We start from the raw sequence: 21,412 nt of genomic DNA, 5'->3' as shown, positions 1-21,412 counted from the left end.
AGCGGGGCGGGGAAGCGTTATGGGCATTTTGCTGACCATCAGGGCAATCATCATCTGGCTGGCGGGCCTGGCAGCGGTGATCGCGCCGGTATGGTTCGCGGCAGCCGGGCTGGGATCGCGTTTCGGCCTCTGGGACTGGCGCTTCGGTCTTGGCACGATGACGCGCGAGATCGGCCCCAACCTGCTGTTTGCGGCGCTGGGGCTTGGCGCGCTTGCGCTTGTCCTGCTTATCGCCACCGCGATTTTCATCAAGGGCCGCCGGGCCGGTGCGGGGTCATGGGTTGCGGCTGTTGCGGCGATTGCCATCGGGGCGGGCGGCCTGTGGTATGCGGCGTCGGTTGCCGCGCGCGCGGGCGAGATTCCGCCCATTCACGACATTTCGACCGATACCGCCAACCCGCCGCAATTCACCGCTTCGCTGGTCGCGCGGCGCGGCGAGGATGCCAATAGCGTGGATTACGAGAGTAAGACCGATCCGCGTTCGGGCCGCCCCTTGCCCGAGGTACAGGCTGAGGCCTATCCAGACATCCAGCCGGTTTCTGTCTCTGCGGAGCCTCTTGCAGCGTACAGGGCTGCGCTCGCGGTTGCCCGTGAGCTCGGGTGGACGGTGTCGACGGAATCAGAACGTGAGCTGATGTTCGAGGCGACCGCCACGACGTTCTGGTACGGCTTCCGTGACGATATCGTGGTGCGTGTCACCGCCCTCACTGATGGCGGTGCGGTGGTGGACGCCCGCTCGGTCTCGCGGGTGGGAGTCTCAGACCTGGGTGCCAATGCTGCGCGCCTGCGCGCCTTTACGGAGCGCCTGCGCGACCGGCTGGGCGAGGACTAGCGCACTAGCGCGTAAGTGCTGTCCAGCGCCGCTTCGCCGCTCGCCGTCACGCGGCCGCGCCGGTGCAGATCGACCATGTGGGACCAGACCGACATGGCTGCGGCCGGGTAAAGCCGCTCGTCCAGTCCGGCATACATGACCGGCAGAAGGTCGGTAATGTGCGCCGGTCCGGCCTCCAGCGCGTAAAGAATTTGCGCCTCGCGATAGTGACGGTGGGCGATATAGGCGGTGATGAAGGGTTCAGGATCGGTCACGGGCGGGCCGTGGCTTGGCCAGAGCGTTGAAAAGCCGCGCCGGCGCACGCGTTCCAGCTGCTGCAGATAGTCGCCCATATCCCCGTCCGGCGGCAGGACCACGGAGGTCGCCCAGCCCATGATGTGATCCCCGCACAGAAGGGCGTTTTCCTCCATCAGCGCGAGGCAGATATGGTTTGCCGTGTGGCCGGGCGTGTGCAGGACTTCAAGCGTCCAGCCCGGCCCGGCAATGGCATCGCCATCTTCCAGCGTGTGATCGGGCGCAAAACTGAAGTCCGCGCCTTCCTCCATGACAGGTGCATCGGGGTCCATGGGGCGTCCGCCAGCGGCCGAGCGGCCATAGATTTTCGCGCCGTGATGATCGGCAAAGCGGCGGGCAAGGGCGGAATGGTCGAGATGGTGGTGGGTGACGATGACATGGCTCACGGTTTCGCCATCAAGAGCCGCGTTCAGGGCGTCAAAATGCGCGTCTTCAGCAGGGCCGGGGTCGATGACGGCAACCTTGCCGCGCCCGACCAGATAGGTGCCGGTTCCGGTATAGGTAAAGGCCCCAGAGTTTCCCGCCACAACGCGTCTGATTGCCGGAGAAACCTGATCAGCGCGTCCCGGCTCGAAGTTCATCTCGCGGACGAAGGGTATGGGCGGCGGGGGTGTGGGGGCTTGCCGGGTCACGCGGCAATCGCGGACTGGTCCTGACGCAGGCGCGCCTCCAGATAGCTATCAAGCCGCGTGGCCAGTCTTCGCACGGCAGTGATCTTGTCCTTCAGCCCGAGCGCTATGGTCGGTCCCATATCTGTCTTGTTCACGTCAACGATCCACAATTCGCCGGTATCGCGGTCACGCAAGACGTCTATTCCGCCCCAGTCAAGTGCCATCGCCGAACAGAAACGGGCAATCATGGCGCGCTCCACGGCGGTGAAGACCGCGGAAGGGTCTGCAAGTGTCACACCCGTATTGCAGTTGGCAAACCGGCGCGCCACCGGCCGGCGCTTGAGATAGACCTGCACGATTTCTCCGCCAATGGTGGAGCACCGCAGGTCCAGCACATTGCCGTCATTGTCCAGATTGTTGATGAGCCGCTGGTAGGTGTAGCCATCGCGCGGCGCCTGAGGCTCGTGCAGGACGCGGCCGTCATGTGCTGCGTTCTGCTCGGACTTCTCCACATAGGGGCCGCCCGGTTTCATCGGATCACACAGAAGCGCGCGGCCGGTAACCTGCTCGAACACCTCGGCCACATGTGTCTTCGATATGTCTGTGCAGCGGCCGTTCACGGCCGGGATATGCGCTGGCAGAGGCCGTTCGGGCACCCAGGTGGAATCGTCGAATGTGAAAATCAGGTCGGCTTCGCCGGCGTGCCGGGCAAACCGCGCGCGGCTGAGCGCCATCACCGGCCATATCAGATACCATGGACGCGGCTGGTCAGGCGCAAACCAGATGCGCGGACCGTCGGAGACCACGCTGTGACGGGCGCACTCGACCCAGCCGTGGAACACGCACCAGTTCAGAAAGTCCCGCACGATGGCCGGTTCGATAGGCACCGCCGCGCCGGTCTTCTTCACATGCATCGTCCCTTTGGCGTAGCGGAAATCATTCCACCATGCAGAAGAGGCCATCAGGCAAGGCTCCCAGACAGGTTTCGGGCGCACTTTAGCGCCTCGGTGAGGCTTGGCAACGCAAATGCTGTGCTTTGCACACTAGGCTGTCCGGCCTGCTTTTTGCTGCGCTGGGGACGACCGGAAAAGCTGAAGCAGGTTGGCACAGGGTGATGAATCTGGCGAGGAAATTGCTGGCAGGACTATCAGCGCGGATTCGTGTTGTTTTGATGGCAATGATGGCCGTCGCAGCCATCAAGCTGGGCAGCCATGCGGCCATGCCTTCCGGCAATGAGGAGTCTGCACCGGGCGGCAGCGCGCGGATCGCACTGGAACAGCCGGGCCTGTAACGTAACGCAGATATGACTGCGGGGCTGGCTTGATCGCGCGCGGCTAACCGGCCAAGACTTCGCGCCCTCGATTAGTCAATGCGCAAGGCTTCATGCTCAGTTATCTCGCCCGGCGCCTGCTCGTCGCTATCCCGACGATACTGGTGATCATCACTGTTGCCTTCTTCATGATGCGCGCCGCTCCCGGCGGGCCGTTCGACCTTGAGCGCCCGATGCCCGAAGAGATCCGCCAGAATGTCATGGCGGCCTACGGCATGGATCAGCCGATCTGGAAGCAGTATGTCGACTACATGGCGGGCATTGCCCGGTTCGATCTCGGCCCGTCCCTGAAATTCCGCGACAAGACGGTTGCCGACATCATCGCCGAAGGCTTTCCCGTTTCCGCCACGATTGGCGCGCTGTCGATATCGCTGGCGGTATTTGTGGGCACGATAATGGGGTCCATAGCCGCGCTAAGGCAAAACAGCGCGGCGGACTACACGGTCGTGGGGATATCGACGATCGGGATTGTCATTCCGCCCTTTGTGATGGGGCCGATTCTGGCCCTTCTTGTCGGCTTGCACTGGGGTTTGCTGCCAACCGGCGGCCTTGATCCCCGGTACGGCATGACGGTGGAGCGGCTGATCCTGCCCGTAATCACGCTGGCCCTGCCGCAGATCGCGATCATCTCGCGTCTGATGCGCGCGTCCATGATCGAGGTCCTGCGCTCCAACTATGTACGCACCGCGAAGGCCAAGGGCCTGCCTGCCGCCAGCGTGATTGTACGCCACGCCCTGCGCAGCGCCGTCCTGCCCCTGGTCAGCTATCTCGGACCGGCTGCCGCAGCCCTGCTGACCGGCTCCATCGTGATTGAACAGGTCTTCCAGCTGCCGGGCATCGGACGTCAGTTCGTGCAGGCGGCGCTGCAGCGCGACTACACGGTCGTGATGGGCGTCGTCATCCTCTATGCCAGCCTTATCATCATTCTGAACCTGATCGCGGATCTGCTCTATGCGGCACTCAATCCGAAAGTGAAGTACGACTGATGGCGTTTACATCTCCTCCGGCAGAAAAGACCGAAATGATGGAACGCGCAGCGGTGCGCGGCCGGTCCTTGTGGGACGATGCACGCGCGCGCCTTCTGCGTAACCGTGCAGCCGTCGCCAGCCTTGTGCTGCTGGGCATTCTGACTTTCCTGGCCTTTATCGGGCCTCTGCTGTGGGTGCACGATTCCAGCTTCATCTATCGCGACCGGGTGCAGATTCCGCCGGGGCTGGAGAACTGGCATCTGTTCGGCACCGACGCGCAGGGCCGGGACCTGCTGGCGCGCACGCTGGTCGGTCTTCGCATGTCGCTTATGGTTGGCGTGGTTGCAACCGCCGTGTCGCTGGTTATCGGCGTGATCTGGGGCGCGACCGCCGGCTTTATCGGCGGACGCGTGGACCAGTTGATGATGCGCATCGTGGATGTGCTCTATTCGCTGCCCTTCATCTTCTTCGTCATCATCCTGATGGTCGTGTTCGGGCGCAATATTATCCTGATCTTTGTGGCCATCGGTGCGGTGGAGTGGCTGACGATGGCGCGCATCGTGCGCGGGCAGACCATCGCCCTGAAAGGCATGGAATTCGTCGAGGCGGCGAGAGCGGCGGGCGTCAGCCAGTTCTCCATTATCCGCCGGCATATCGTGCCGAACGTGCTCGGTCCGGTCGTAGTCTATGTCACGCTGACCATTCCGGCGGTCATTCTGGCGGAGAGCTTCCTGAGCTTCCTCGGCCTCGGTGTGCAGGAACCGCTCACCTCGCTCGGCAATCTGATCTCCAATGGCGCGCGCGACATGGAAGTCGCGCCATGGACGCTGATCGTGCCCGCGCTCACGATGATGCTGACCCTGTTCTGCTTCAACTTCATCGGGGATGGCCTGCGAGACGCTATCGATCCGAAGGATCGCTAGTCGCGAGCTGCGCGGAATCGTGTCGGGTGAGAGCTCAGCCGCATGAAGAACGACGTTAACGCGCCACGTTCAATTTCTACGGTGAGCCCTTCGGTGTCGCGTGGGACAGCAATCCGCCGCGAATCTGTCTGACGCCATACCTGGCCGTCGGCGAGCGTGATCACGAGTTTCCCGAACGGATCGGCCCGAATGGCGCGCACGGGAACGCCTCGCAGCGCCTGTATGTCACCGTCTTCTGTCCGCTCGGCTATTGCACCATCCTCATAGGCGTGCTCGACGGAAAGTTCGGTGCCGCCACTGCTGAATAGCGAGCCGAAAATCCGGCCGGTGCCGGCAACAGCCCTGCCGAAAGTGTTGCGTTCGGCGGCCACAGCCCGCTGGCGCTCGACTACTGTCAGCTCCCCTGCGCTTATGGCGCTATCGAGCGCTGATGCCGCCTGGTCCATACAGGCCAGGCGCTCGCTATCGGAGGCAAGGGCGCGGCAGGCGAGCAATTCATCCATCAGCGGGGAGCCTTGCAGCTCCTGCGCCGACACGCTGGTTCCCGCCAGGGCGAGCGCGCTGACAGCGAGGGCGAGGCGTGAGGCGGTGCGGATAGGGGTGCGAGACATGACGGCTTCCTCCAGACACTCGGTTTTGCCAGATTGAGGCCCTGTGCGCCGGGGTGTGTCAATGCGGGCGTGACATGTGTGCCCGGATATGGCCCGGCCCGGTGCAATTGCCTGCAGCAAACAGATGAAAAGCTGGCGCTTGCTGCCATAGTCTCGCCAAGCGATAACGGATATGGTCTGGTCCAAACCACAAACCGGAAGGCTTGCGTGGCGGCGAGGGGAAACGCGCCGCGCTATCAACAACAAGGAGACAATCCATGGGGATAATGAGACAGGCGGGCGGTCTTGCGCTGGCCGGTATTGCCGCTCTGGCGCTGAATGCATGCGGCCGCAGCAATGTCGACAGTGACTCGGTCGTGCTTCACCGGGGCAATATGGCAGAGCCCCTGACGCTGGATCCCCACAAGGCTTCGGGAACCTGGGAAAACAATATTATCGGGGACATGTTCATCGGCCTGTTCACCGAGGACGCAGCCGGAGAGACCGTGCCGGGCATGGCCGAAAGCTGGGAAATGTCGGAGGACGGCTTGAGCTGGACCTTCATCCTGCGTGAAGCGCAATGGAGCGATGGCGAGCCGGTTACCGCCTATGATTTCGAGTATGCGCTTCGCCGTATCCTGACGCCGGAGACGCTGGCGAACTACGCCTCCGTTCTCTATCCCATCCGCAATGCGCGCCCGGTGAATGTCGGGGACATGGCGCCGGAGGAACTCGGCGTCCGTGCGGTGGATGAGCGCACTCTGGTCATCGAGCTGGAGTTTCCGGCACCCTACCTGCCGGGCCTTCTGACGCACTACACGACGTTCCCTGTTCCCCGCCACGTCGTGGAGCGTTATGGCGATGCCTGGGTGCAACCGCAGAACATTCAGACGAATGGCCCCTACAGGCTGGTCGACTGGCGGGCCAGCAATTTCGTGCACGTGACCCGCAACGAGCTGTTCTGGGATAACGAAAATGTCTGCATTGACGAGGTGTTCTACTACCCGACCGTGGACAATGCGGCGGCCGAGCGCCGCGTGCGCAATGGCGAGCTGGACCTGATCACCGATTTTGCCGGCCAGAGCCTGCCCTTCCTGCGCCAGCAGGTGCCCGACTATGTACGGGTGCATCCCTATCTCGGGATTGTGTACTTCTCGTTCAACACGACCCTGGAACAGTTCGCCGATCCGCGCGTGCGTAACGCGCTGGGCATGGCGATCGACCGGGACTTCATCGCGGAGAATATCCTGCGCGCCGGCCAGATTCCGGCCTACTCGTTCATTCCGCCGGGCGTAGACAACTATCCCGGCACGGCCCGGATCGGCTGGTTTGATGCTCCGGTGGAAGAGCGCCGCCGCCTCGCGCGTGAACTTCTGGAGGAAGCCGGCTACGGGCCAAACAATCCCTTGCGTTTCACCTACACATTCCGTGCCACGGGCGACAATCCGCGCATAGCGCCTGTCGTCCAGCAGGACTGGCAGCTGATCGCCGACTGGGTGCAGGTGGATATCCAGGTCGTCGAGACGCAAATCCACTATTCCAACATGCGTTCGGCCGACTACGAGCTGGGCGATGGCGGCTGGATTGGCGATTACAACGACGCCTACAACTTCCTGTTCCTGGCCGAGACCGAGTCCGTGCCGATGAACTATACGCGCTGGTCAAACGAGGCGTATGACACCCTGGTGGCACAGGCCAACCGCACGATCGATGCCGAGGAGCGCGGCCGCATGCTGGCCGAGGCCGAGCAGATCATGCTCGACGAGATGCCCTACATCCCGATTGTCTACTATGTGAACAAATCACTCGTGAACCCGCGGGTGACCGGGTGGGAGGACAATATCGTCCACATTCACCGCACCCGCTGGATGTGTTTCTCCGATCTTGAGGACGGTTCGGCTGAAGGCTGAGGCTATTGAACGACCCGCTGGGAGATGCCGCAGATACGGTTGTCGAGCACGTCCAGGCAGATGCGCTGGGCGGGCTCGGCTCCGGCCGCGGTGATGGCGCCAGCGATGGCATGTGCCGCAATTGCGGCGCCGAACTGGCTGGCGAGTACTGCCATCAGTGCGGGCAGAGCGCCCGCAGCCTGCGGCGCCCCTTCTGGACGCTGGTAAAGGAAAGCGTCGAGACCCTGTTTGTGATGGACGGGCGCATCGCGCAAACCCTGCCGGCACTGATGCTGTATCCGGGCCGCGTATCGCGAGACTATCTCGATGGCCGCCGGGCCCGGTTCATTCCACCCTTCCGCCTCTACGTTTTTGCATCCCTCATCTTTTTCGTTCTGCTGCCGCTGACGCTGGGGCAGGGGATCGGCTTCGATCCGTCCATGGGCGGGATCGATACCGCCCGTGAACAGCTGGAGCAGGCGCGCGACAGCGGAGAGATGACCGAGGAGGAATACCGGGACGCGCTCGAAGGCCTCGGGCTGGCAGACAGCATCTTGCGCGGACGCGATCCGGAAACGCCGCAGGATGTGCCGGACCGTACCGGCAGCCCGCCTCCGGCAGCCGGCATGCCGCCCGAGGCCCTTGAAGCCTTGCAGGAGGCGGGCCGGACGGGCGATCTGGACGCGACAGGGCTGGCCTTTGTGCGCGACAACGCGTCCCGTCTGTGGGCCGAGACCCGCCGTTGGGTGCCGCGTATCATGTTCGTCCTTCTGCCCGTTTACGCGGCCCTGCTGGCCCTGGTGTATCTTTGGCGGCGGCGCTTTCTCTATTTCGATCACCTGATCGTATCGCTGCATTTCCATGCCGCGCTGTTCCTGGCGATGACCGTGACCGTGCTGGCATCGATGGTGATCGGCTGGGGCTGGGCGACGCTGGGCCTCTTGATCTACGCCAACGCCTATCTCTACCGGATAAACCGCGTCGTCTATGAGCGGGGCCGGTTCAGTTCGGTGGTGCGCACGCTGGTGCTGGACGGCCTGTATTTCTTCTTCCTGATGACGGGTCTGCTCATGGCCGTCATCTTCGGTGCCATGTCGCTGGCCAGTTGATTGAGGCGCGGCGCATCAAAAAAGCCCGCCGGAGCATCCCGGCGGGCTTTTTTTTTATTGTCGGCACTGACTGGAAAGCTGTCAGCGCGGGACGCGCTCATCCGTGCGCATCTGCACGCCGCGAACGCCCGCAAGCTCACGCGCCTCAAGCGCTGCGCGGACTTCGGGCAATTCCAGCAGGGCCTGCAGGCGTGATGCCGACTGGGCGCCTTCGGCGGTCAGGCCGAAGAGCTGCTGGAGTGCTTCCATCGGCGTGGGCTGGCGCGGATAGCGGCGAATGCGCAGCGTCTCGTCCGCATCGATACCGGCGAGTTCGCGTGCCGCTTCCAGGGCCTCGTGCAGCCCGCCGATACGGTCAACCAGCCCCAGTTCGAGAGCCTGTGCGCCCGTCCAGACCCGTCCGCGCGCGATCTCGCGCACGCGGGTAATGGGCAGGTCGCGCCCCTCGGCGACCCGGCCGGTGAAATCGTCGTAGATTTCCGAGGCCATGGCCTCGATGGCTGCGCGCTGGCTTTCGCTGAACGGGGTCTGGGCAGAGTAGGCGGTGGCGAACTCGCCGCCGACCGATACCGGCTCGATATTGACCCCGATACGGTCCAGCGCGCCTTCGACAACCACCTTGCCGAAGACAACGCCGATAGAGCCGGTCAGCGTGGTGGCGTTGGCGATGATCATGTCCGCCGGAGCGGCCAGATAGTAGCCGCCCGATGCTGCGAGAGACGCCATCGACACGATGACAGGCTTGCCGGCTTCACGGGCCCTGACAACGGCGTCCCATATCTGGTCGGACGCAATCGCCGAGCCGCCGCCACTATCGACGCGCACGATAATGGCCCGCACATCCTCTGCTGCCGCGGCGGCATCAATCGCGTCTGCCATTGCGTCACCGCCTATGACGTTACCGCCGCCAAATCCGGTCTCGCCCGATCCGGTGATGATCGAACCTTGTCCGCTGACCATGGCGATTACCGGACCGCGCGTTGCAGGCGGTGTTGCCGCGAGATTGCGGGCATAGGTTTCAATATCCTGGACAGTTGCATTCCCGCCAGCCCGCTCCAGGGCCGCTTCGCGCGCAGCCGCCGGATGACCGAGCTGGTCAACAAGGCCGGCCTGCAGTGCGGCCTCGGCACTGTGCGGGCCGGATACGATGCGCTGGCGGAAGGTGGAAGCATCCATGCCGCGATCCTCAGAGGAGGCTGTCATAGCGGAATTCAAAATGGCATTGAGGAAGGAGGTGGTGGCCTCCAGATGGGCTTCGGTAAACCCGTCCTCGGTGAAGGTGTTGGCCGCGTTCTTGTACTCGTGGAACTGAAGGAATTCGGCCTGGGCACCGAACTGCTCGAACAGGCCGCCGAGGAAGAGCGATTCGCTGGCAAGGCCGACAGCGGAGAATGCCGATGTGTCCTGCATCCAGATCTCGTCGGCGCCGCTGACTGCGAAATAATTGGTAATTCCGGTGCCTTCAAAGCCTTGCGCGTGCGCGATTACAAAGCGGCCGCTGCCGGAGAAGCGGGCGAGGGCGCTGCGGATCTCCTCGGCCTGTGCGGGCGACATGCCGAACTCGTTTGCGCGGATGAAGACGCCGCGAACCCTGTCATCCGACTGAGCGCGCTGAAGCGTGGTCACGATGTCGACCACCGACAGCGGCTCTGAAAACGCGAACGGTGATCGCGAGGGCTGGTCAAGCCGGTCACGGCGAAGATCGAGCTGGAGGACAAGGTCCCCGCCCGAGGCGCGCGCACTGCGGCCTTCGCTCGCCTGTTGCGCGGCAGACGCGATCAGTGCCGCCAGCATGAAGCCAAGCAGAAGCATGGTCAGCAACGCACCGGCGATGACGCCGGCTACCGACCCGAAAAAGGTTATCCAGAACTGGCGCATCGCAGCACTCCCGATCATCCGCAGACTTGGCCGCAATACGGGCCCCTCCCGGAGGAGGATATAGAGCGCGGCGCGCACGGTCGAGGCCGCCGCTTGTGTATTATCCGCAATGTTTGATGAGGGGGCGGGATGGAACTGGTCGGAGTAGCAAGATTCGAACTTGCGACCCCCGCCTCCCGAAGACGGTGCTCTACCAGGCTGAGCTATACTCCGAACCGAGGCGGGCTGTATATCCAGTCACCGGCGGCATGGCAATCACGCTCGGCTGGCTTTTGTGCAGAAGATTGTGTCAGACAGTTGCAGGAGGGCGTTGCATCGCGTTCCGGTGCGGGCTATCTAGCCTCTCCGCAAACACCTCCGGGTGTTCTGCTGGGGTGTGGCCAAGCGGTAAGGCAGCGGTTTTTGGTACCGCCATTCCCAGGTTCGAATCCTGGCACCCCAGCCATTTTCCCGTCATCTCTTCGCCCATTTCGGCTGGCATTCTTTCCACTCCCATATCCGGTGTTGCAGCCGGGACTGGCGGGGCGTGCCGCAGCGCAACAATGCGGTTTCTGTCGCAATTTCGAAACCGTTTCGCACTAGGAAGCGTTAACTGCGAGCGGCACAGCTTTTGCAGCGCTTGCACGGTTGATTGCTGACGGTTTGAGCGCTAGCGTCAACGTTATGGAGTGGAATGCATGGCATCTGCTCATTCAAAAAGACGGCGGGAAACGCCGCGTTTGAAAGGGGATAATTGATTACACGGTTATTCCCTGCAGACGATTCGCGGGCCCTGATGGGCTCTGGCGCAAGGTTCTTGCGCCAATAGGTTGTCGGGGGCGTCAGGTTGAGGCTTTTGGCCTGGCGGGTTTTTTTTAGAGGGTATCCGGACGAGCAACATTCCCTGTTTGCTGGCCGGCTTCTGTGAGGCGAGACATGTCACAATTGAAAACACGTCTCCGCACGGCAATTGCCGTCGGATTGGGTTCCATGCTGGTTGCGGGCGCAGCCCATGCCCAGCTCGATCAAGCGCTTCAGGTGGCCCGTCAGTCCACCCAGGAGGGCGCCCGGGCTCAGCAAGAGATCAATGACGTCGCGGACCGCGCCGGCGATCTCGAGCGTGAGTATCTGGCTCTGCGTCAGCAGATCGAGGATCAGCGCGTCTATGTGGAGCAGCAGGAGGTCTTCCTGCGTTCGCAAGCCAACGAGCTTGAGGCGCTCCAGTTTCAGCTCGAGCGGGTCGGCACGATCGAGCGCGATCTGACGCCGATGCTTCTTGAGATGTATGTGGCGCTTGAAGAGTTTGTGACCGGCGATCTGCCGTTCCAGACCGATGTGCGCCGCGCCCGTCTCGACAATATCGAGCAACTGCTCGGCGATGCGGCTGTCCCGCCGGCCGAGAAATACCGTGTCATCCTGAACGCCTACGAGATCGAGGCGGCCTACGGGCGCAGCCTTCGCACGTACAGCGAGGAAGTGGCCATTGATGGCGTGCCCAACGAGGTGAATGTCCTCCAGTTCGGCCGTGTCGCGATGGTGCGTATCTTCCAGAACGGCTCGATGGAAATCATGACCCAGTCGAACCCTGAATGGCGTCAGCTGTCCGGGTCCCATGCCAACAACGTCCAGCGTGCTCTGCGGATTGCGCAGGAAGTGACCACGCCTGACGTGTTCGTCGCGCCCCTCCCGGGCCCGGCTACCCGCTAGCGCTGTAGAGACGGAGAAACAAGGCGATGAAAACGCTTTTTAAAATTGCCGCGGCTGTCTCGCTTAGCGCCAGCCTTCTTGCCGGCACCGCGATGGCCCAGGAAAGCCAGCGCCAGCCGGTGACTTCCATTTCGCAACTGCTTGACCGCGTTCGCGCAGATGCCCGTGACGCGGCTGCTGAAAACCAGCGCCGCCTGCAGGAATTCCGTGCCAACCGTGACCGTCAGGCGGCCCTGGTTGCCCAGGCCCGCGGCCAGCTCAACGCACTGGAAGCGACTGGCGCTGCCAATCAGGCCCAGTTCGAAGCCAACCAGGCGCAGATCCAGGAGCTGGATGCCCAGCTCCGCCGTGAACAGGGCGCGTTCGGCGAGCTGTTCGGTGCCGCCCGCCAGAAGTCTGGCGAGTTCGCTTCGACGATCGAGGCGTCGATCGCCTCGGCTCAGGCCCCGGGCCGTCACCAGCCGCTGCGCGAGCTTTCGCAGAGCCGCACCCTGCCGGACCGCGCTGAGCTCGACCGTATCTGGCAGGCCATGATCTCCGAAATGGAGCTTCAGGGCGATGTCGTCACGTTTGATGCCCGTGTTTCGGGTGTTAACGATGGCCAGCCGGTTTCCGTGACCCGTGTCGGCGTGTTCAACGCCTTCATCACGCAGGGCGGCACGCGCTACGTGCTGTGGCAGACCGAAGAGTCCAACCCGGCCGCCGGCTATCGCTTGGTGCCGCTGGAGCGTCAGCCCCCGGGCCGTCTGCTTGATGCGGCCAGCACGCTTGCGCGCGCTTCCGAGGGCGAGATCGTCTCCGGTCCGATCGACCCGTCGCGTGGCCAGCTGCTGAACATCTACAAGGATGTTCCCAACACGGTCGAGCGCTTCAACCAGGGTGGTATCGTTGCGCAGATCATTCTCGGCCTGCTGATCTTCTCGGCTGCCTTCGGTCTGTTCCGCCTGTTCTCGCTGTTCACCACGAACTCCGCGATCAATGGCCAGAAGCGCCGCTCCACGGCGTCCAAGGGCAACCCGCTCGGCCGCATCATGCTGGCCTATGAAGAGGTCAAGGACCGTCCGATCGAGACCATCGAGCTCAAGCTGGACGAAGCCATTCTGCGTGAAACGCCGAAGCTGGAGTTCGGCTTGAACTTCCTGAAGCTCGCTGCCGCCGTCGCGCCGCTGCTGGGTCTTCTGGGTACGGTTACGGGTATGATCCGCACCTTTACGCAGATCACGCTGTTCGGCACCGGCGACCCCCGCATCATGGCGGGTGGTATCTCCGAGGCCCTCGTGACCACGGTTATGGGCCTTATCGCCGCCATTCCGCTGCTCTTCATCCACTCGTTTGCCGCCAGCTTCGCGCGCGGGGCTCAGCAAACGCTGGAAGAGCAGGCCGCTGGCATCGTCGCACGTCACGCTGAAGAGCGTGCTGGCTAGAAGGACCGGCAATCATGGATTTCCAAGGTGCCTTTTCCGGCCTGCAGGAATTCCTGGAGCGCGGTGGCCCGATCCTGACCTGGATCATGGCTCTGACCTTCGTGATGTGGGCGTTCATCCTTGAGCGGCTGGCCTATTTCGGGCTAGCCCACAAGGGAGTGGCCGGCCGGGCGATCCGGGAGTGGGGCGCGCGCAGCGACCACAGCTCCTGGCACGCCCATGCCATCCGCGACCAGCTCATTTCCGAGGTCAAGCTGAAGGCCGACCAGAATGTGGAGTTGATCAAGACCCTCGTGGCTCTTGCGCCTCTCTTCGGTCTTCTGGGTACGGTGACCGGCATGGTGGCGGTGTTCGATGTGATGGCCATTTCTGGCTCATCGGACGCCCGTGCGATGTCTGCGGGTGTTGCCCGCGCCACCATCCCCACGATGGCTGGCATGGTCTCCGCGCTTTCGGGGCTTATTTTCTCCAGCCAGATCGAACGCATGGCCAAGCGCCGTGTGCACGAGCTGGCCGACGAACTGGAAGTGGGGTAGCCCATGCGCAGACGTAAGAACCGCGCGAACGACTCAGCTGACGTCAACATGACGCCCATGCTGGATATCGTGTTCATCCTGCTGATCTTCTTCATCGTGACGGCGACCTTCCTCCAGGAAGAGGGCATCGACATGCGCCCGCCGCCTCCGTCGGAGACGCCGCCTGAGGACTCAAACCCCGTCATTCTGGTCCAGATTACCGATCAGAACCGGGTGTTTGTGAACCAGGACCAGACATCGGCCGACAGGGTGATGGCTGCGGTGTCGCGCCTTCGGGCCGAAGCGCCGAACTCGGCAGTGCTGATCCAGCCTGACGACGAAGCCTTCCACGGCATCACGGTGCAGATCTGGGACGAGATGATGGCGAACGGCATTCCGGTGTCGATTAACCGAGACCGTTCCGGCGGTCAGTCGTAGCGAGGAGTATTCAACATGGCGCGCCGACAAAGCCGGGTGATGACCGAGGAAGAAGATACCGAGCTGAACATGACCCCGATGCTGGACGTCGTGTTCATCCTGCTGATCTTCTTCATCGTGACGGCGGTATTCGTCAAAGAGCCGGGTGTGGACGTGCAGCGTCCGCTTACCGAGACTGAAGAGCGTGTTCGTCCGACCATTCTCGTCGCCGTTACGGCGGATGACGAAATATGGGTGAACCGTCAGGTTTATCAGATGAACCAGCTCAGAAACGTTCTGGAGCAGCTCCTGCAGGAAAACCCCCGTGCAGAAGCGATGATCCAGGGAGATGCTGATGCGCCGGTGGGGACGGTTCTGGATGTCCAGGAGCTGCTCCAGCAGCTGGACGTTCCGGTGACCATTTCCACGCGTCCGCGCTAGGGCAGGAAGGATAATTAACGATGGCCAGTATTGTCCGTCTTCTGGTAGGTGCGCCGCTCGCGGCAATTGTCACCTTCCTCCTTTTCACCCTGATGCAAATCCTCATTTTCGAGGATGGTACGCCTCTGGAAGAAGCCGGTGACGATGTCCGGATCTCGATTGCCGAGGCGCCGGAGGAAATCCAGGCTCGCGTGCGTGACGCCAATATCGACCAGGTCGAGGATGTGACGCCTCCGCCGCCACCACCGGCGATCGAACGGGCGCGGGCGGACCAGCCGACCGAGAGCATGTCGACCATCGTGGGCGGACTTCCCGAATTTGACCGGCCTTCGCTGGCAGGCGGGGATATCAGCTTTGACGTATCGGACCGCGACGCGCAGCCGCTGGTGCGTATCCCGCCGCAATACCCCCCGCGTGCTAACGAGCGAGGCATTGAGGGACGTTGCTCGGTCGAGTTCGACGTGACGCCAGAGGGCAGCCCGACGAATGTGCGTATCCTCAGCTGCACCAACTCGGTGTTCGAGCGGGAGACCATCCGGGCGGTTGAACGCTGGCGCTACGAGCCGCGTGTGCAGGACGGCACGCCTCAGTGGCGGCGCGGTGTGCAGACGCAATTCGACTTCACCCTCGACGACTAACAGACCGATGCGCGTCGACACGCCGCTCACAAGGCGTTCTACAGGAGTGACAAGATGATCCGCGAGAGCCAGAGCATGACCGGAATTGGGCGTGTCCTTGCAGCAGTGCTGGTAGCTGGCAGCATTGGCATGACTACCATTGGCACGAATGCCGAGGCTCAGCGCCGCGACCGGGAGCAGGAGCGGGAGCAGAATAACGAGAACCGCACGTTCTCGACCCAGATTGGTACGCTGGTGCTTCAGGCTCAGGAGCAGATCGAAGCCGAGCAGTATCAGGCTGCGCTCGATACCTTTACCCGGGGTCTCGGGATGAGCCCGAGTGCCTATGAGTCGAGCGTCATGTATGCCCAGCGCGCCCGCGTGCACTTCATGCTCGATAATATGAGCCAGACGGTGTCCGACTTCCGGGCGGCAATCAATGCGGGCGGTCTGAACGCCGCCGAGGTGCGTGATATTCGCGTCAATCTCGGCCAGATTCTGATCAGCATGGAGCAGGTTGATGCCGGCATCCGTGAGCTTGAGGCCGCAATCGCGGCCGGCGCGACGGTCAATGCTGGCCTCGCGCGTCTGCTGGCGATCGCATACGCTCAAGGCGAACGTTACAGCGACGGGCTTCGCTATGCCGAGCAATGGTACGAAGCGACACCGAACAAATCGCTCAACGAGTATCCGATCATGCTGGTCTATTACCAGCAGCTCAACCGCCCGATGGACGAGCTTCGGGTGGTGCGCGAGCAGGTCAACCGGTTCCCGCAGGAACGCACCGCCTGGCAGAACCTGGTTAGTCTCCTTGCCCGCACCGAGCAGGAAGAGCAGGCGTTCGAAGCCAACAAGCTGATGTATCTGAACGGGCTGTTCACTGAGGGCGAGGAGCTGCTCCGGCTGGTCCAGTATTACAGCTTTTATGACAATCCCTACCGCGGTGCGACGATACTCGAGCGGGAAATGAACGCCGGGCGCATCGAGCGCAATGCGCGGAATGTGGAATTGCTGGCCAATATGTGGCGGCAGGCAGCCGAGTTCGAACGGGCATTGCCGGTTCTGCGTCAGCTGTCAGAGATGAACCAGGACGGCCAGACGGCACTCGTGCTGGCTGAGGCGCACTACCAGCTGAATCAGTGGGAACCGGCTGCGCAGGCATTCCAGACGGCGCTTAACCGGGGCGGTTTGCGCCAGCCGGGCGAGGCTTGGGTGCTGCTGGGGACGGCGCGGTTCAATCTTGATGACAATCAGGGCGCTCTGGCCGCGTTCCGCGAGGGTGCACGCTTTGCATCGTCGCGCAGCCAAGCCAATGGCTGGATCCAGTTCGTCAACGGCCAGATTGAAGGCGTGGCGCGCCGCGCCCGCCAGCGCGAACAGGTCCAGATTGACGAGTGCCGCCTGACGGTCGAAGCCGAACGCCGTATCGCCACCGTTATCGGCGAGGCGGACGAGGATGGCCGCGTGCGGATCGATATCCCGCAGCGCTGCCAGGCCTATTTCAACCAGTATGGCGAGCAGTTCCGTGAAGTCGGCATGAATGACGAGCAGGCGGCGGAACGCCGCGAAGCTCTCGAACGTGCTGCACGCGAAGCGGCTGCCGGCTAGTCCATAGCCAGCCTGACGGTTCTGATCGATCAAGGCCCCGGATTTGTCCGGGGCCTTTTTCGTTGCCGCCAACAGCTTCAGGCGGCGATGACCGGCAAGAAAAAAGCCGGGCAGCGAACTGCCCGGCCCAATTCCACTTCAGTTCCCTGGACGCCTATTCGGCGGCATCCTCTGCGGGCGCGTCTTGCGTGTCCACGCTGGCTTCGCTGTCGGCGAGGCCGGAGACCATCAGGGCAAACGCCCAGTCCTGTGCCCGCTCCCGCAGGCTGTCGAAGCGGCCTGACGCTCCGCCATGGCCTGCGCCCATATTGGTGCGCAGCAGCGTCAGCCCGTTATCGGTGCGCATCTCGCGTACGCGCGCGACCCATTTGGCCGGTTCCCAGTAGGTGACGCGCGGGTCGGTAAGACCGGCTGTCGCCAGTAGGTGCGGGTAGTCCTGGGCACTGACCTGGTCGTACGGGCTGTAGGACAGCATGTAGTCATAGGCGGCTTCATCCGTGATCGGATTGCCCCACTCATTCCACTCCGGCGGGGTCAGCGGCAGGGTGGGATCAGAGATCGTGTTGATCACGTCAACAAACGGCACGGCGCCGATAACGCCGGAGAAGAGCTCAGGTGCCTGGTTCATGGCCGCGCCGACCAGCAGGCCGCCGGCCGAGCCGCCGAAGGCGACGATATTGCCTTCGCTGGTATACCCCTCGGCAGCGAGTGCACGGCCCGCATCAACAAAGTCGTTGAATGTGTTCATCTTCCGGTCGAGCTTGCCGTCCAGATACCATTGATATCCGTTGTCGGTGCCGCCGCGGATGTGGGCGATGGCGTAGACCATGCCGCGGTCGACCAGCGACAGATTGCTGATCGAGAAGCTGGCCGGCATCGAATAGCCGTAAGACCCGTACCCGTAGAGCAGGAGCGGGGCCGAGCCATCTATCGGCGTGTCGGCCCGGTGAAGGATCGTAACAGGCACGGGCGTGCCATCGCGCGCCGTGATGTTGATGCGCCGGACGGTATAGTCTTCCGGGTTGTGGCCGGACGGGATTTCCTGCTCCTTGCGCAGCGTTCGCTCGCGCGTGGCCATGTTGAAGTCCCAGGTCTGGCGCGGCGTCGACGGGCTTTCATAGGTGAAGCGCATCTCGTCTGTGGCAAATTCATAGCCGCCGCTCATACCCAGCGAGAAAGCCTCTTCCTCGAAGGCAATGGCAAACTCCTCGCCGCTCTCGACATTGCGCACGACGATGCGCGGCAGGGCATTTTCGCGCTCCGAGCGGACCAGCCAGTTCTCAAAGCCCATCAGCCCGTTCACATAGGTGCCGGAACGATGCTCGATGAACGGTTCCCAGTTCTCGCGGCGGGGATTATCGACCGGCGCACGCATGATCTGGAAGTCCACCGCGCCGTCCTGGTTGGTGCGGATGAACATGCCGTTGCCGGTCTCGGTGAGCGAATATTCCACGCCCTCTTCGCGTTCAGAGACCAGAAGAGCCTCTGCGGCAGGGTCGTTGGCGTCGTAGAGACGGATTTCGCTGGTGGTGTGATCGCCGGTATAGATGCTGATCCAGCTGTTACCGTCGGTGCGGCTCACACCGATGAAGTAGCCGTCATCGGTCTCCTCATAGACCAGCTCGCGCTCGGTTGAGTCGATAGCCTGCCGGTAGACGCGCTTGGGACGGGCGTTCTCGTCGCGCCAGACCCAGTAGATGGTGCGCGAGTCATTGGCCCATTCCAGCGATCCGTAGCCCTCATCGGTCAGGGTGGCGATATCTTCGCCCGTTTCGAGGTCGCGAATGCGGATTTCGTAGTATTCCGAACCGTTGGTATCGACTGCCCACGCGACATAGCGCTGGTCGGGGCTGTGCTCGAGCGCGCCCAGCGAGAAGTACTCAACGCCTTCGGCTTCGGCATCGCCATCCAGGATGACCTGTTCCTCGCCGGAAATCTCGCCGTTTTCGTCGGCGGGGCGGCGGGCAAAGACCGGATACTGCCCGCCTTCGCGGTAGCGCGAATAGTAGAACCACTCGCCGTCGCGGCTGGGGACCGAGCTGTCATCCTCACGGATGCGGCCGCGCATCTCCTGATAGATTGTCTCCTGAAGCTCGGAGAGCGGGCTCATCACCTCTTCGTAATAGGCGTTTTCCGCCTCCAGAAAGGCGCGGATCTCCGGTTTGAGGACCGACGGGTCACGCATGACCTGCTGCCAGTTCTCGTCGCGCAGCCAGGCATAGTTGTCCGTCCGGGTCCGGCCGAGCTGCTCGATGGTTACGGGGCGGGCTTCCACGCTGGGGGGCGTGAAGGCAAGCGCCCGGTCGATCAGGGCAGATTGCGGTGCATTCTCGTTCATTTCAGACTGGCTCGTGGCACTGGAATTGTCAGAGGAAGGGGCGGGCTCGCATGCCGTCAGGCCAACAAGGGCCAGACCGGCGACGCCAGCGAGCAGGCTCGCGCGTAAGCGGAAAGCGGACATCAATAAAGCTCCGGACGGTGAATGGGCATACCGCAGCGCGGTGTGTGATGCACTCTAGCCCTCATTCGCGTCCGGACGGAAGTCCAGCACTTCGCCATTAGCACACCAGCGCTGGCCGGTCGGCGGTGGGCCGTCATTGAAGACGTGTCCGCCATGGGCACCGCAATTGGCGCAGTGGAACTCGGTACGCGGCATCAGGAGCTTGAAATCAGACCGTGTTCCGACCGCATCGGCACTGACGGGCTCGAAGAAGCTCGGCCAGCCGGAGCGGGACTCATACTTGGCCGCTGAGGAAAACAACGCCTCGCCGCATACCACGCAGTGATAGGTTCCAGCGCGCTTTTCTGCGTTCAGAAGCGAGCAGCCGGGCGGTTCGGTGCCTTCATGGAAGGCGATCCGGTCCTGCTCGGGTGTGAGTTTTGTCCGAAGCTTGCGGATTTCGTCGTCTGACAGGCGCGGCATGGGCAATCTCCGGAAGCGGTGCGCCGTTTATGAAGGATCAGCGCGTCTGACAGACAAGATGGGTGTTGTCAGCACGATGACAATGAGAACAGCCAGTATGCCGCCAGCCGGGATCAGCGCGGCATCGCGCGGGCCCATCCATTCAACGACATAGCCCATGATGACCGCGCCAGCGGGCATGCCGCCAAAAAGGCCGAGCTGATAGACGCTCATCACCCGGGCGATCTGGCGTCTGGGCGCGTTCTCCTGCACCAGCGCGCGCGACAGCGACATCGCCACACCGCCCGCCAGGCCCCAGACGAAAATCGTCAGGAAGAGGACGGGCAGCGGCAAGGGCAGCGCGATGCAGCCCAGCGCGAGGGCTGCTGCGGCCTGCACGACCATCAATGTTCTGCCCGGACGCTCGATGAGCGGCAGACGGGCCAGAATGATATTGGAAAACAGCGCGCCGACCCAGAAGGTCACCATCATCCCGGCCAGCACGTCATAGCCGGCCAGATAGATGTCACGCACCAGGACCGGGATGATCACGAAGAACCCGCCGCCGACAACCAGAGCGCCAACGGCGATCATGATGAGGGTCATCGGCCAGATGACGGGGGAGCTGATAACGGTGCGCAATCCGGTCAGAAGGGCGGTCAGCACCGGCTCGGCATGTTCGCGCGGGCGCGGCAGGCGGGGCATGGACAGGGCCATGGCGCCGCCAGCGATCAGGATGAGGGCCTGAACGGCGAACAGGGGCGCCGGGCCGGTATAGCTGGCGAGGAAGCCTGCGCCCATGCCGGTTATCTGCGCGCCGAACTGGACCAGAGAGGCAAAGACGATGGCGCGCTGCAGGCTGAGCGGATTACCCAGCCGCTGGGTTACGCGGGTTACCCCGTTAATGGCGGAATCGCGCGCAGGCATGACGAAGGCGCCCGCCGAGCCCACGACCAGAGCGTAGACGACCAGAGCCTCATAGCTGAGCATGCCGGCAAACAGCAGGGCGGACATGACCCCGGCCGAGCACCCCGCCACACAGTGGAAGACGAGAAGAAGCGTGCGCCGGTCTGCGCGTTCGGCCAGCACGCCGGTAAGTGGCAGCAGGAACAGCATCGGCGCGGTGAGGGCGGCTTGCGCGATGCCGAGCCGCGCGGGGCTTTCAGCGAGGGTGAAGTTGATGACGCCGGGAAACAGGGTGGTTTGCAGGCCGAAGCTGGCAAACCAGGCCGCCACCACCGCCATATAGGCCCAGAAAGGGCCGGGCCGGAATGCGCGCCGCTCCACAGCGGGAAGATCGGGGCGGGGCTCGGGCATGGCGGTGTCTTCGCAGGTCCTCAGGTGCGGTCAGTATTCAGGCTAATAAGCCGATTGAACA

The 21,412-nt window shown here is 63.0% G+C and carries 19 protein-coding genes and 2 tRNA genes; 13 read left to right on the top strand and 8 right to left on the bottom strand.

Going from position 1 to position 21,412, the window contains the following annotated elements:
• Positions 1–19: 19 nt before the first annotated feature.
• A complete protein-coding gene (locus IEV75_RS11990; RefSeq protein WP_188452815.1) occupies positions 20–832 on the top strand; it encodes a DUF1499 domain-containing protein in 813 nt (270 codons plus the stop codon).
• Here IEV75_RS11990 and IEV75_RS11985 read toward each other — a convergent pair.
• Positions 829–1,707 (bottom strand): MBL fold metallo-hydrolase, encoded by an 879-nt coding sequence (locus IEV75_RS11985; RefSeq protein ID WP_188452842.1) that lies wholly within the window; start codon positions 1,705–1,707, stop codon positions 829–831. The genes IEV75_RS11990 and IEV75_RS11985 overlap by 4 nt on opposite strands.
• Before the next feature lie 47 nt (positions 1,708–1,754).
• A complete protein-coding gene (locus tag IEV75_RS11980; RefSeq protein ID WP_188452814.1) occupies positions 1,755–2,699 on the bottom strand; it encodes an ATP-grasp domain-containing protein in 945 nt (314 codons plus the stop codon).
• A 421-nt stretch (positions 2,700–3,120) separates the two neighbouring features.
• Between IEV75_RS11980 and IEV75_RS11975 the strand changes: the two genes are divergently transcribed.
• Together IEV75_RS11975 and IEV75_RS11970 are read left to right on the top strand one after the other, a co-directional pair.
• On the top strand, positions 3,121–4,053 hold the full coding sequence (locus IEV75_RS11975; protein WP_188452813.1) for an ABC transporter permease: 933 nt from the start codon (positions 3,121–3,123) through the stop codon (positions 4,051–4,053).
• Positions 4,053–4,958 (top strand): ABC transporter permease subunit, encoded by a 906-nt coding sequence (locus IEV75_RS11970; protein WP_188452812.1) that lies wholly within the window; start codon positions 4,053–4,055, stop codon positions 4,956–4,958. Before IEV75_RS11975 ends, IEV75_RS11970 begins: the two co-directional genes overlap by 1 nt.
• Here IEV75_RS11970 and IEV75_RS11965 read toward each other — a convergent pair.
• Complete coding sequence (locus tag IEV75_RS11965) at positions 4,955–5,569, bottom strand: hypothetical protein (protein WP_188452811.1); 615 nt, start codon at positions 5,567–5,569, stop codon at positions 4,955–4,957. The genes IEV75_RS11970 and IEV75_RS11965 overlap by 4 nt on opposite strands.
• A 257-nt stretch (positions 5,570–5,826) precedes the next feature.
• On the opposite strand from IEV75_RS11965, the gene IEV75_RS11960 reads away from it, so the two are divergent.
• Together IEV75_RS11960 and IEV75_RS11955 are read left to right on the top strand one after the other, a co-directional pair.
• The gene (locus tag IEV75_RS11960) at positions 5,827–7,458 is read left to right on the top strand and encodes a peptide ABC transporter substrate-binding protein (RefSeq protein WP_233351852.1); all 1,632 of its coding nucleotides are present in this window, start codon (positions 5,827–5,829) and stop codon (positions 7,456–7,458) included.
• A 5-nt stretch (positions 7,459–7,463) separates the two neighbouring features.
• Entirely contained in the window at positions 7,464–8,546 is a 1,083-nt protein-coding gene (locus IEV75_RS11955) for a DUF3667 domain-containing protein (protein ID WP_188452810.1), read from the top strand.
• Between the two features lie 81 nt (positions 8,547–8,627).
• Here the strand turns inward: IEV75_RS11955 and sppA are convergent, their stop codons facing one another.
• Together sppA and IEV75_RS11945 are read right to left on the bottom strand one after the other, a co-directional pair.
• Positions 8,628–10,424: a signal peptide peptidase SppA gene (sppA, locus tag IEV75_RS11950; RefSeq protein ID WP_188452809.1), complete on the bottom strand. Its 1,797-nt coding sequence runs from the start codon at positions 10,422–10,424 to the stop codon at positions 8,628–8,630.
• A gap of 136 nt (positions 10,425–10,560) precedes the next feature.
• A tRNA-Pro gene (locus IEV75_RS11945) sits at positions 10,561–10,637 on the bottom strand.
• A 157-nt stretch (positions 10,638–10,794) separates the two neighbouring features.
• On the opposite strand from IEV75_RS11945, the gene IEV75_RS11940 reads away from it, so the two are divergent.
• The 8 genes from IEV75_RS11940 (at position 10,795) to IEV75_RS11905 (ending at position 17,132) form a co-directional block, all read left to right on the top strand.
• Positions 10,795–10,869 (top strand) — tRNA-Gln (locus tag IEV75_RS11940).
• Between the two features lie 470 nt (positions 10,870–11,339).
• Complete coding sequence (locus IEV75_RS11935) at positions 11,340–12,110, top strand: DUF3450 domain-containing protein (RefSeq protein WP_188452808.1); 771 nt, start codon at positions 11,340–11,342, stop codon at positions 12,108–12,110.
• A 26-nt stretch (positions 12,111–12,136) separates the two neighbouring features.
• Entirely contained in the window at positions 12,137–13,534 is a 1,398-nt protein-coding gene (locus IEV75_RS11930; protein WP_188452807.1) for a MotA/TolQ/ExbB proton channel family protein, read from the top strand.
• 14 nt (positions 13,535–13,548) lie between these two features.
• On the top strand, positions 13,549–14,070 hold the full coding sequence (locus tag IEV75_RS11925; protein WP_188452806.1) for a MotA/TolQ/ExbB proton channel family protein: 522 nt from the start codon (positions 13,549–13,551) through the stop codon (positions 14,068–14,070).
• A 3-nt stretch (positions 14,071–14,073) separates the two neighbouring features.
• Entirely contained in the window at positions 14,074–14,487 is a 414-nt protein-coding gene (locus tag IEV75_RS11920; RefSeq protein ID WP_188452805.1) for an ExbD/TolR family protein, read from the top strand.
• A 15-nt stretch (positions 14,488–14,502) separates the two neighbouring features.
• Positions 14,503–14,907 (top strand): ExbD/TolR family protein, encoded by a 405-nt coding sequence (locus IEV75_RS11915; RefSeq protein ID WP_188452804.1) that lies wholly within the window; start codon positions 14,503–14,505, stop codon positions 14,905–14,907.
• Between the two features lie 20 nt (positions 14,908–14,927).
• Positions 14,928–15,545 carry an energy transducer TonB gene (locus IEV75_RS11910; RefSeq protein ID WP_188452803.1) on the top strand — a complete coding sequence of 206 codons (618 nt, stop codon included), beginning with the start codon at positions 14,928–14,930 and terminating at the stop codon, positions 15,543–15,545.
• Positions 15,546–15,599: 54 nt separating this feature from the next.
• Positions 15,600–17,132 carry a tetratricopeptide repeat protein gene (locus tag IEV75_RS11905; RefSeq protein WP_188452802.1) on the top strand — a complete coding sequence of 511 codons (1,533 nt, stop codon included), beginning with the start codon at positions 15,600–15,602 and terminating at the stop codon, positions 17,130–17,132.
• Between the two features lie 154 nt (positions 17,133–17,286).
• Here IEV75_RS11905 and IEV75_RS11900 read toward each other — a convergent pair whose 3' ends face one another.
• From IEV75_RS11900 to IEV75_RS11890, 3 genes are read right to left on the bottom strand one after another with little or no spacing between them, the layout of a single operon-like run.
• Positions 17,287–19,593: a S9 family peptidase gene (locus tag IEV75_RS11900; RefSeq protein ID WP_188452801.1), complete on the bottom strand. Its 2,307-nt coding sequence runs from the start codon at positions 19,591–19,593 to the stop codon at positions 17,287–17,289.
• 54 nt (positions 19,594–19,647) lie between these two features.
• A complete protein-coding gene (msrB, locus tag IEV75_RS11895; RefSeq protein WP_188452800.1) occupies positions 19,648–20,055 on the bottom strand; it encodes a peptide-methionine (R)-S-oxide reductase MsrB in 408 nt (135 codons plus the stop codon).
• 27 nt (positions 20,056–20,082) lie between these two features.
• A complete protein-coding gene (locus IEV75_RS11890) occupies positions 20,083–21,351 on the bottom strand; it encodes an MFS transporter (protein WP_188452799.1) in 1,269 nt (422 codons plus the stop codon).
• Between the last annotated feature and the right edge of the window lie 61 nt (positions 21,352–21,412).

This window comes from Glycocaulis albus (assembly GCF_014639075.1).
In the GTDB taxonomy this organism is placed as follows: domain Bacteria; phylum Pseudomonadota; class Alphaproteobacteria; order Caulobacterales; family Maricaulaceae; genus Glycocaulis; species Glycocaulis albus.
This window is presented reverse-complemented; position numbering and strand designations above follow the sequence as displayed.

Excerpts from the sequence above, each read along its gene's own strand:
- IEV75_RS11990 (WP_188452815.1), top strand. The coding sequence starts at position 20 with ATGGGCATTTTGCTGACCATCAGGGCAATCATCATCTGGCTGGCGGGC.
- IEV75_RS11985 (WP_188452842.1), bottom strand. The coding sequence starts at position 1,707 with ATGAACTTCGAGCCGGGACGCGCTGATCAGGTTTCTCCGGCAATCAGA.
- IEV75_RS11980 (WP_188452814.1), bottom strand. The coding sequence starts at position 2,699 with ATGGCCTCTTCTGCATGGTGGAATGATTTCCGCTACGCCAAAGGGACG.
- IEV75_RS11975 (WP_188452813.1), top strand. The coding sequence starts at position 3,121 with ATGCTCAGTTATCTCGCCCGGCGCCTGCTCGTCGCTATCCCGACGATA.
- IEV75_RS11970 (WP_188452812.1), top strand. The coding sequence starts at position 4,053 with ATGGCGTTTACATCTCCTCCGGCAGAAAAGACCGAAATGATGGAACGC.
- IEV75_RS11965 (WP_188452811.1), bottom strand. The coding sequence starts at position 5,569 with ATGTCTCGCACCCCTATCCGCACCGCCTCACGCCTCGCCCTCGCTGTC.
- IEV75_RS11960 (WP_233351852.1), top strand. The coding sequence starts at position 5,827 with ATGGGGATAATGAGACAGGCGGGCGGTCTTGCGCTGGCCGGTATTGCC.
- sppA (WP_188452809.1), bottom strand. The coding sequence starts at position 10,424 with ATGCGCCAGTTCTGGATAACCTTTTTCGGGTCGGTAGCCGGCGTCATC.
- IEV75_RS11935 (WP_188452808.1), top strand. The coding sequence starts at position 11,340 with ATGTCACAATTGAAAACACGTCTCCGCACGGCAATTGCCGTCGGATTG.
- IEV75_RS11930 (WP_188452807.1), top strand. The coding sequence starts at position 12,137 with ATGAAAACGCTTTTTAAAATTGCCGCGGCTGTCTCGCTTAGCGCCAGC.
- IEV75_RS11925 (WP_188452806.1), top strand. The coding sequence starts at position 13,549 with ATGGATTTCCAAGGTGCCTTTTCCGGCCTGCAGGAATTCCTGGAGCGC.
- IEV75_RS11920 (WP_188452805.1), top strand. The coding sequence starts at position 14,074 with ATGCGCAGACGTAAGAACCGCGCGAACGACTCAGCTGACGTCAACATG.
- IEV75_RS11915 (WP_188452804.1), top strand. The coding sequence starts at position 14,503 with ATGGCGCGCCGACAAAGCCGGGTGATGACCGAGGAAGAAGATACCGAG.
- IEV75_RS11910 (WP_188452803.1), top strand. The coding sequence starts at position 14,928 with ATGGCCAGTATTGTCCGTCTTCTGGTAGGTGCGCCGCTCGCGGCAATT.
- IEV75_RS11905 (WP_188452802.1), top strand. The coding sequence starts at position 15,600 with ATGATCCGCGAGAGCCAGAGCATGACCGGAATTGGGCGTGTCCTTGCA.
- IEV75_RS11900 (WP_188452801.1), bottom strand. The coding sequence starts at position 19,593 with ATGTCCGCTTTCCGCTTACGCGCGAGCCTGCTCGCTGGCGTCGCCGGT.
- msrB (WP_188452800.1), bottom strand. The coding sequence starts at position 20,055 with ATGCCGCGCCTGTCAGACGACGAAATCCGCAAGCTTCGGACAAAACTC.
- IEV75_RS11890 (WP_188452799.1), bottom strand. The coding sequence starts at position 21,351 with ATGCCCGAGCCCCGCCCCGATCTTCCCGCTGTGGAGCGGCGCGCATTC.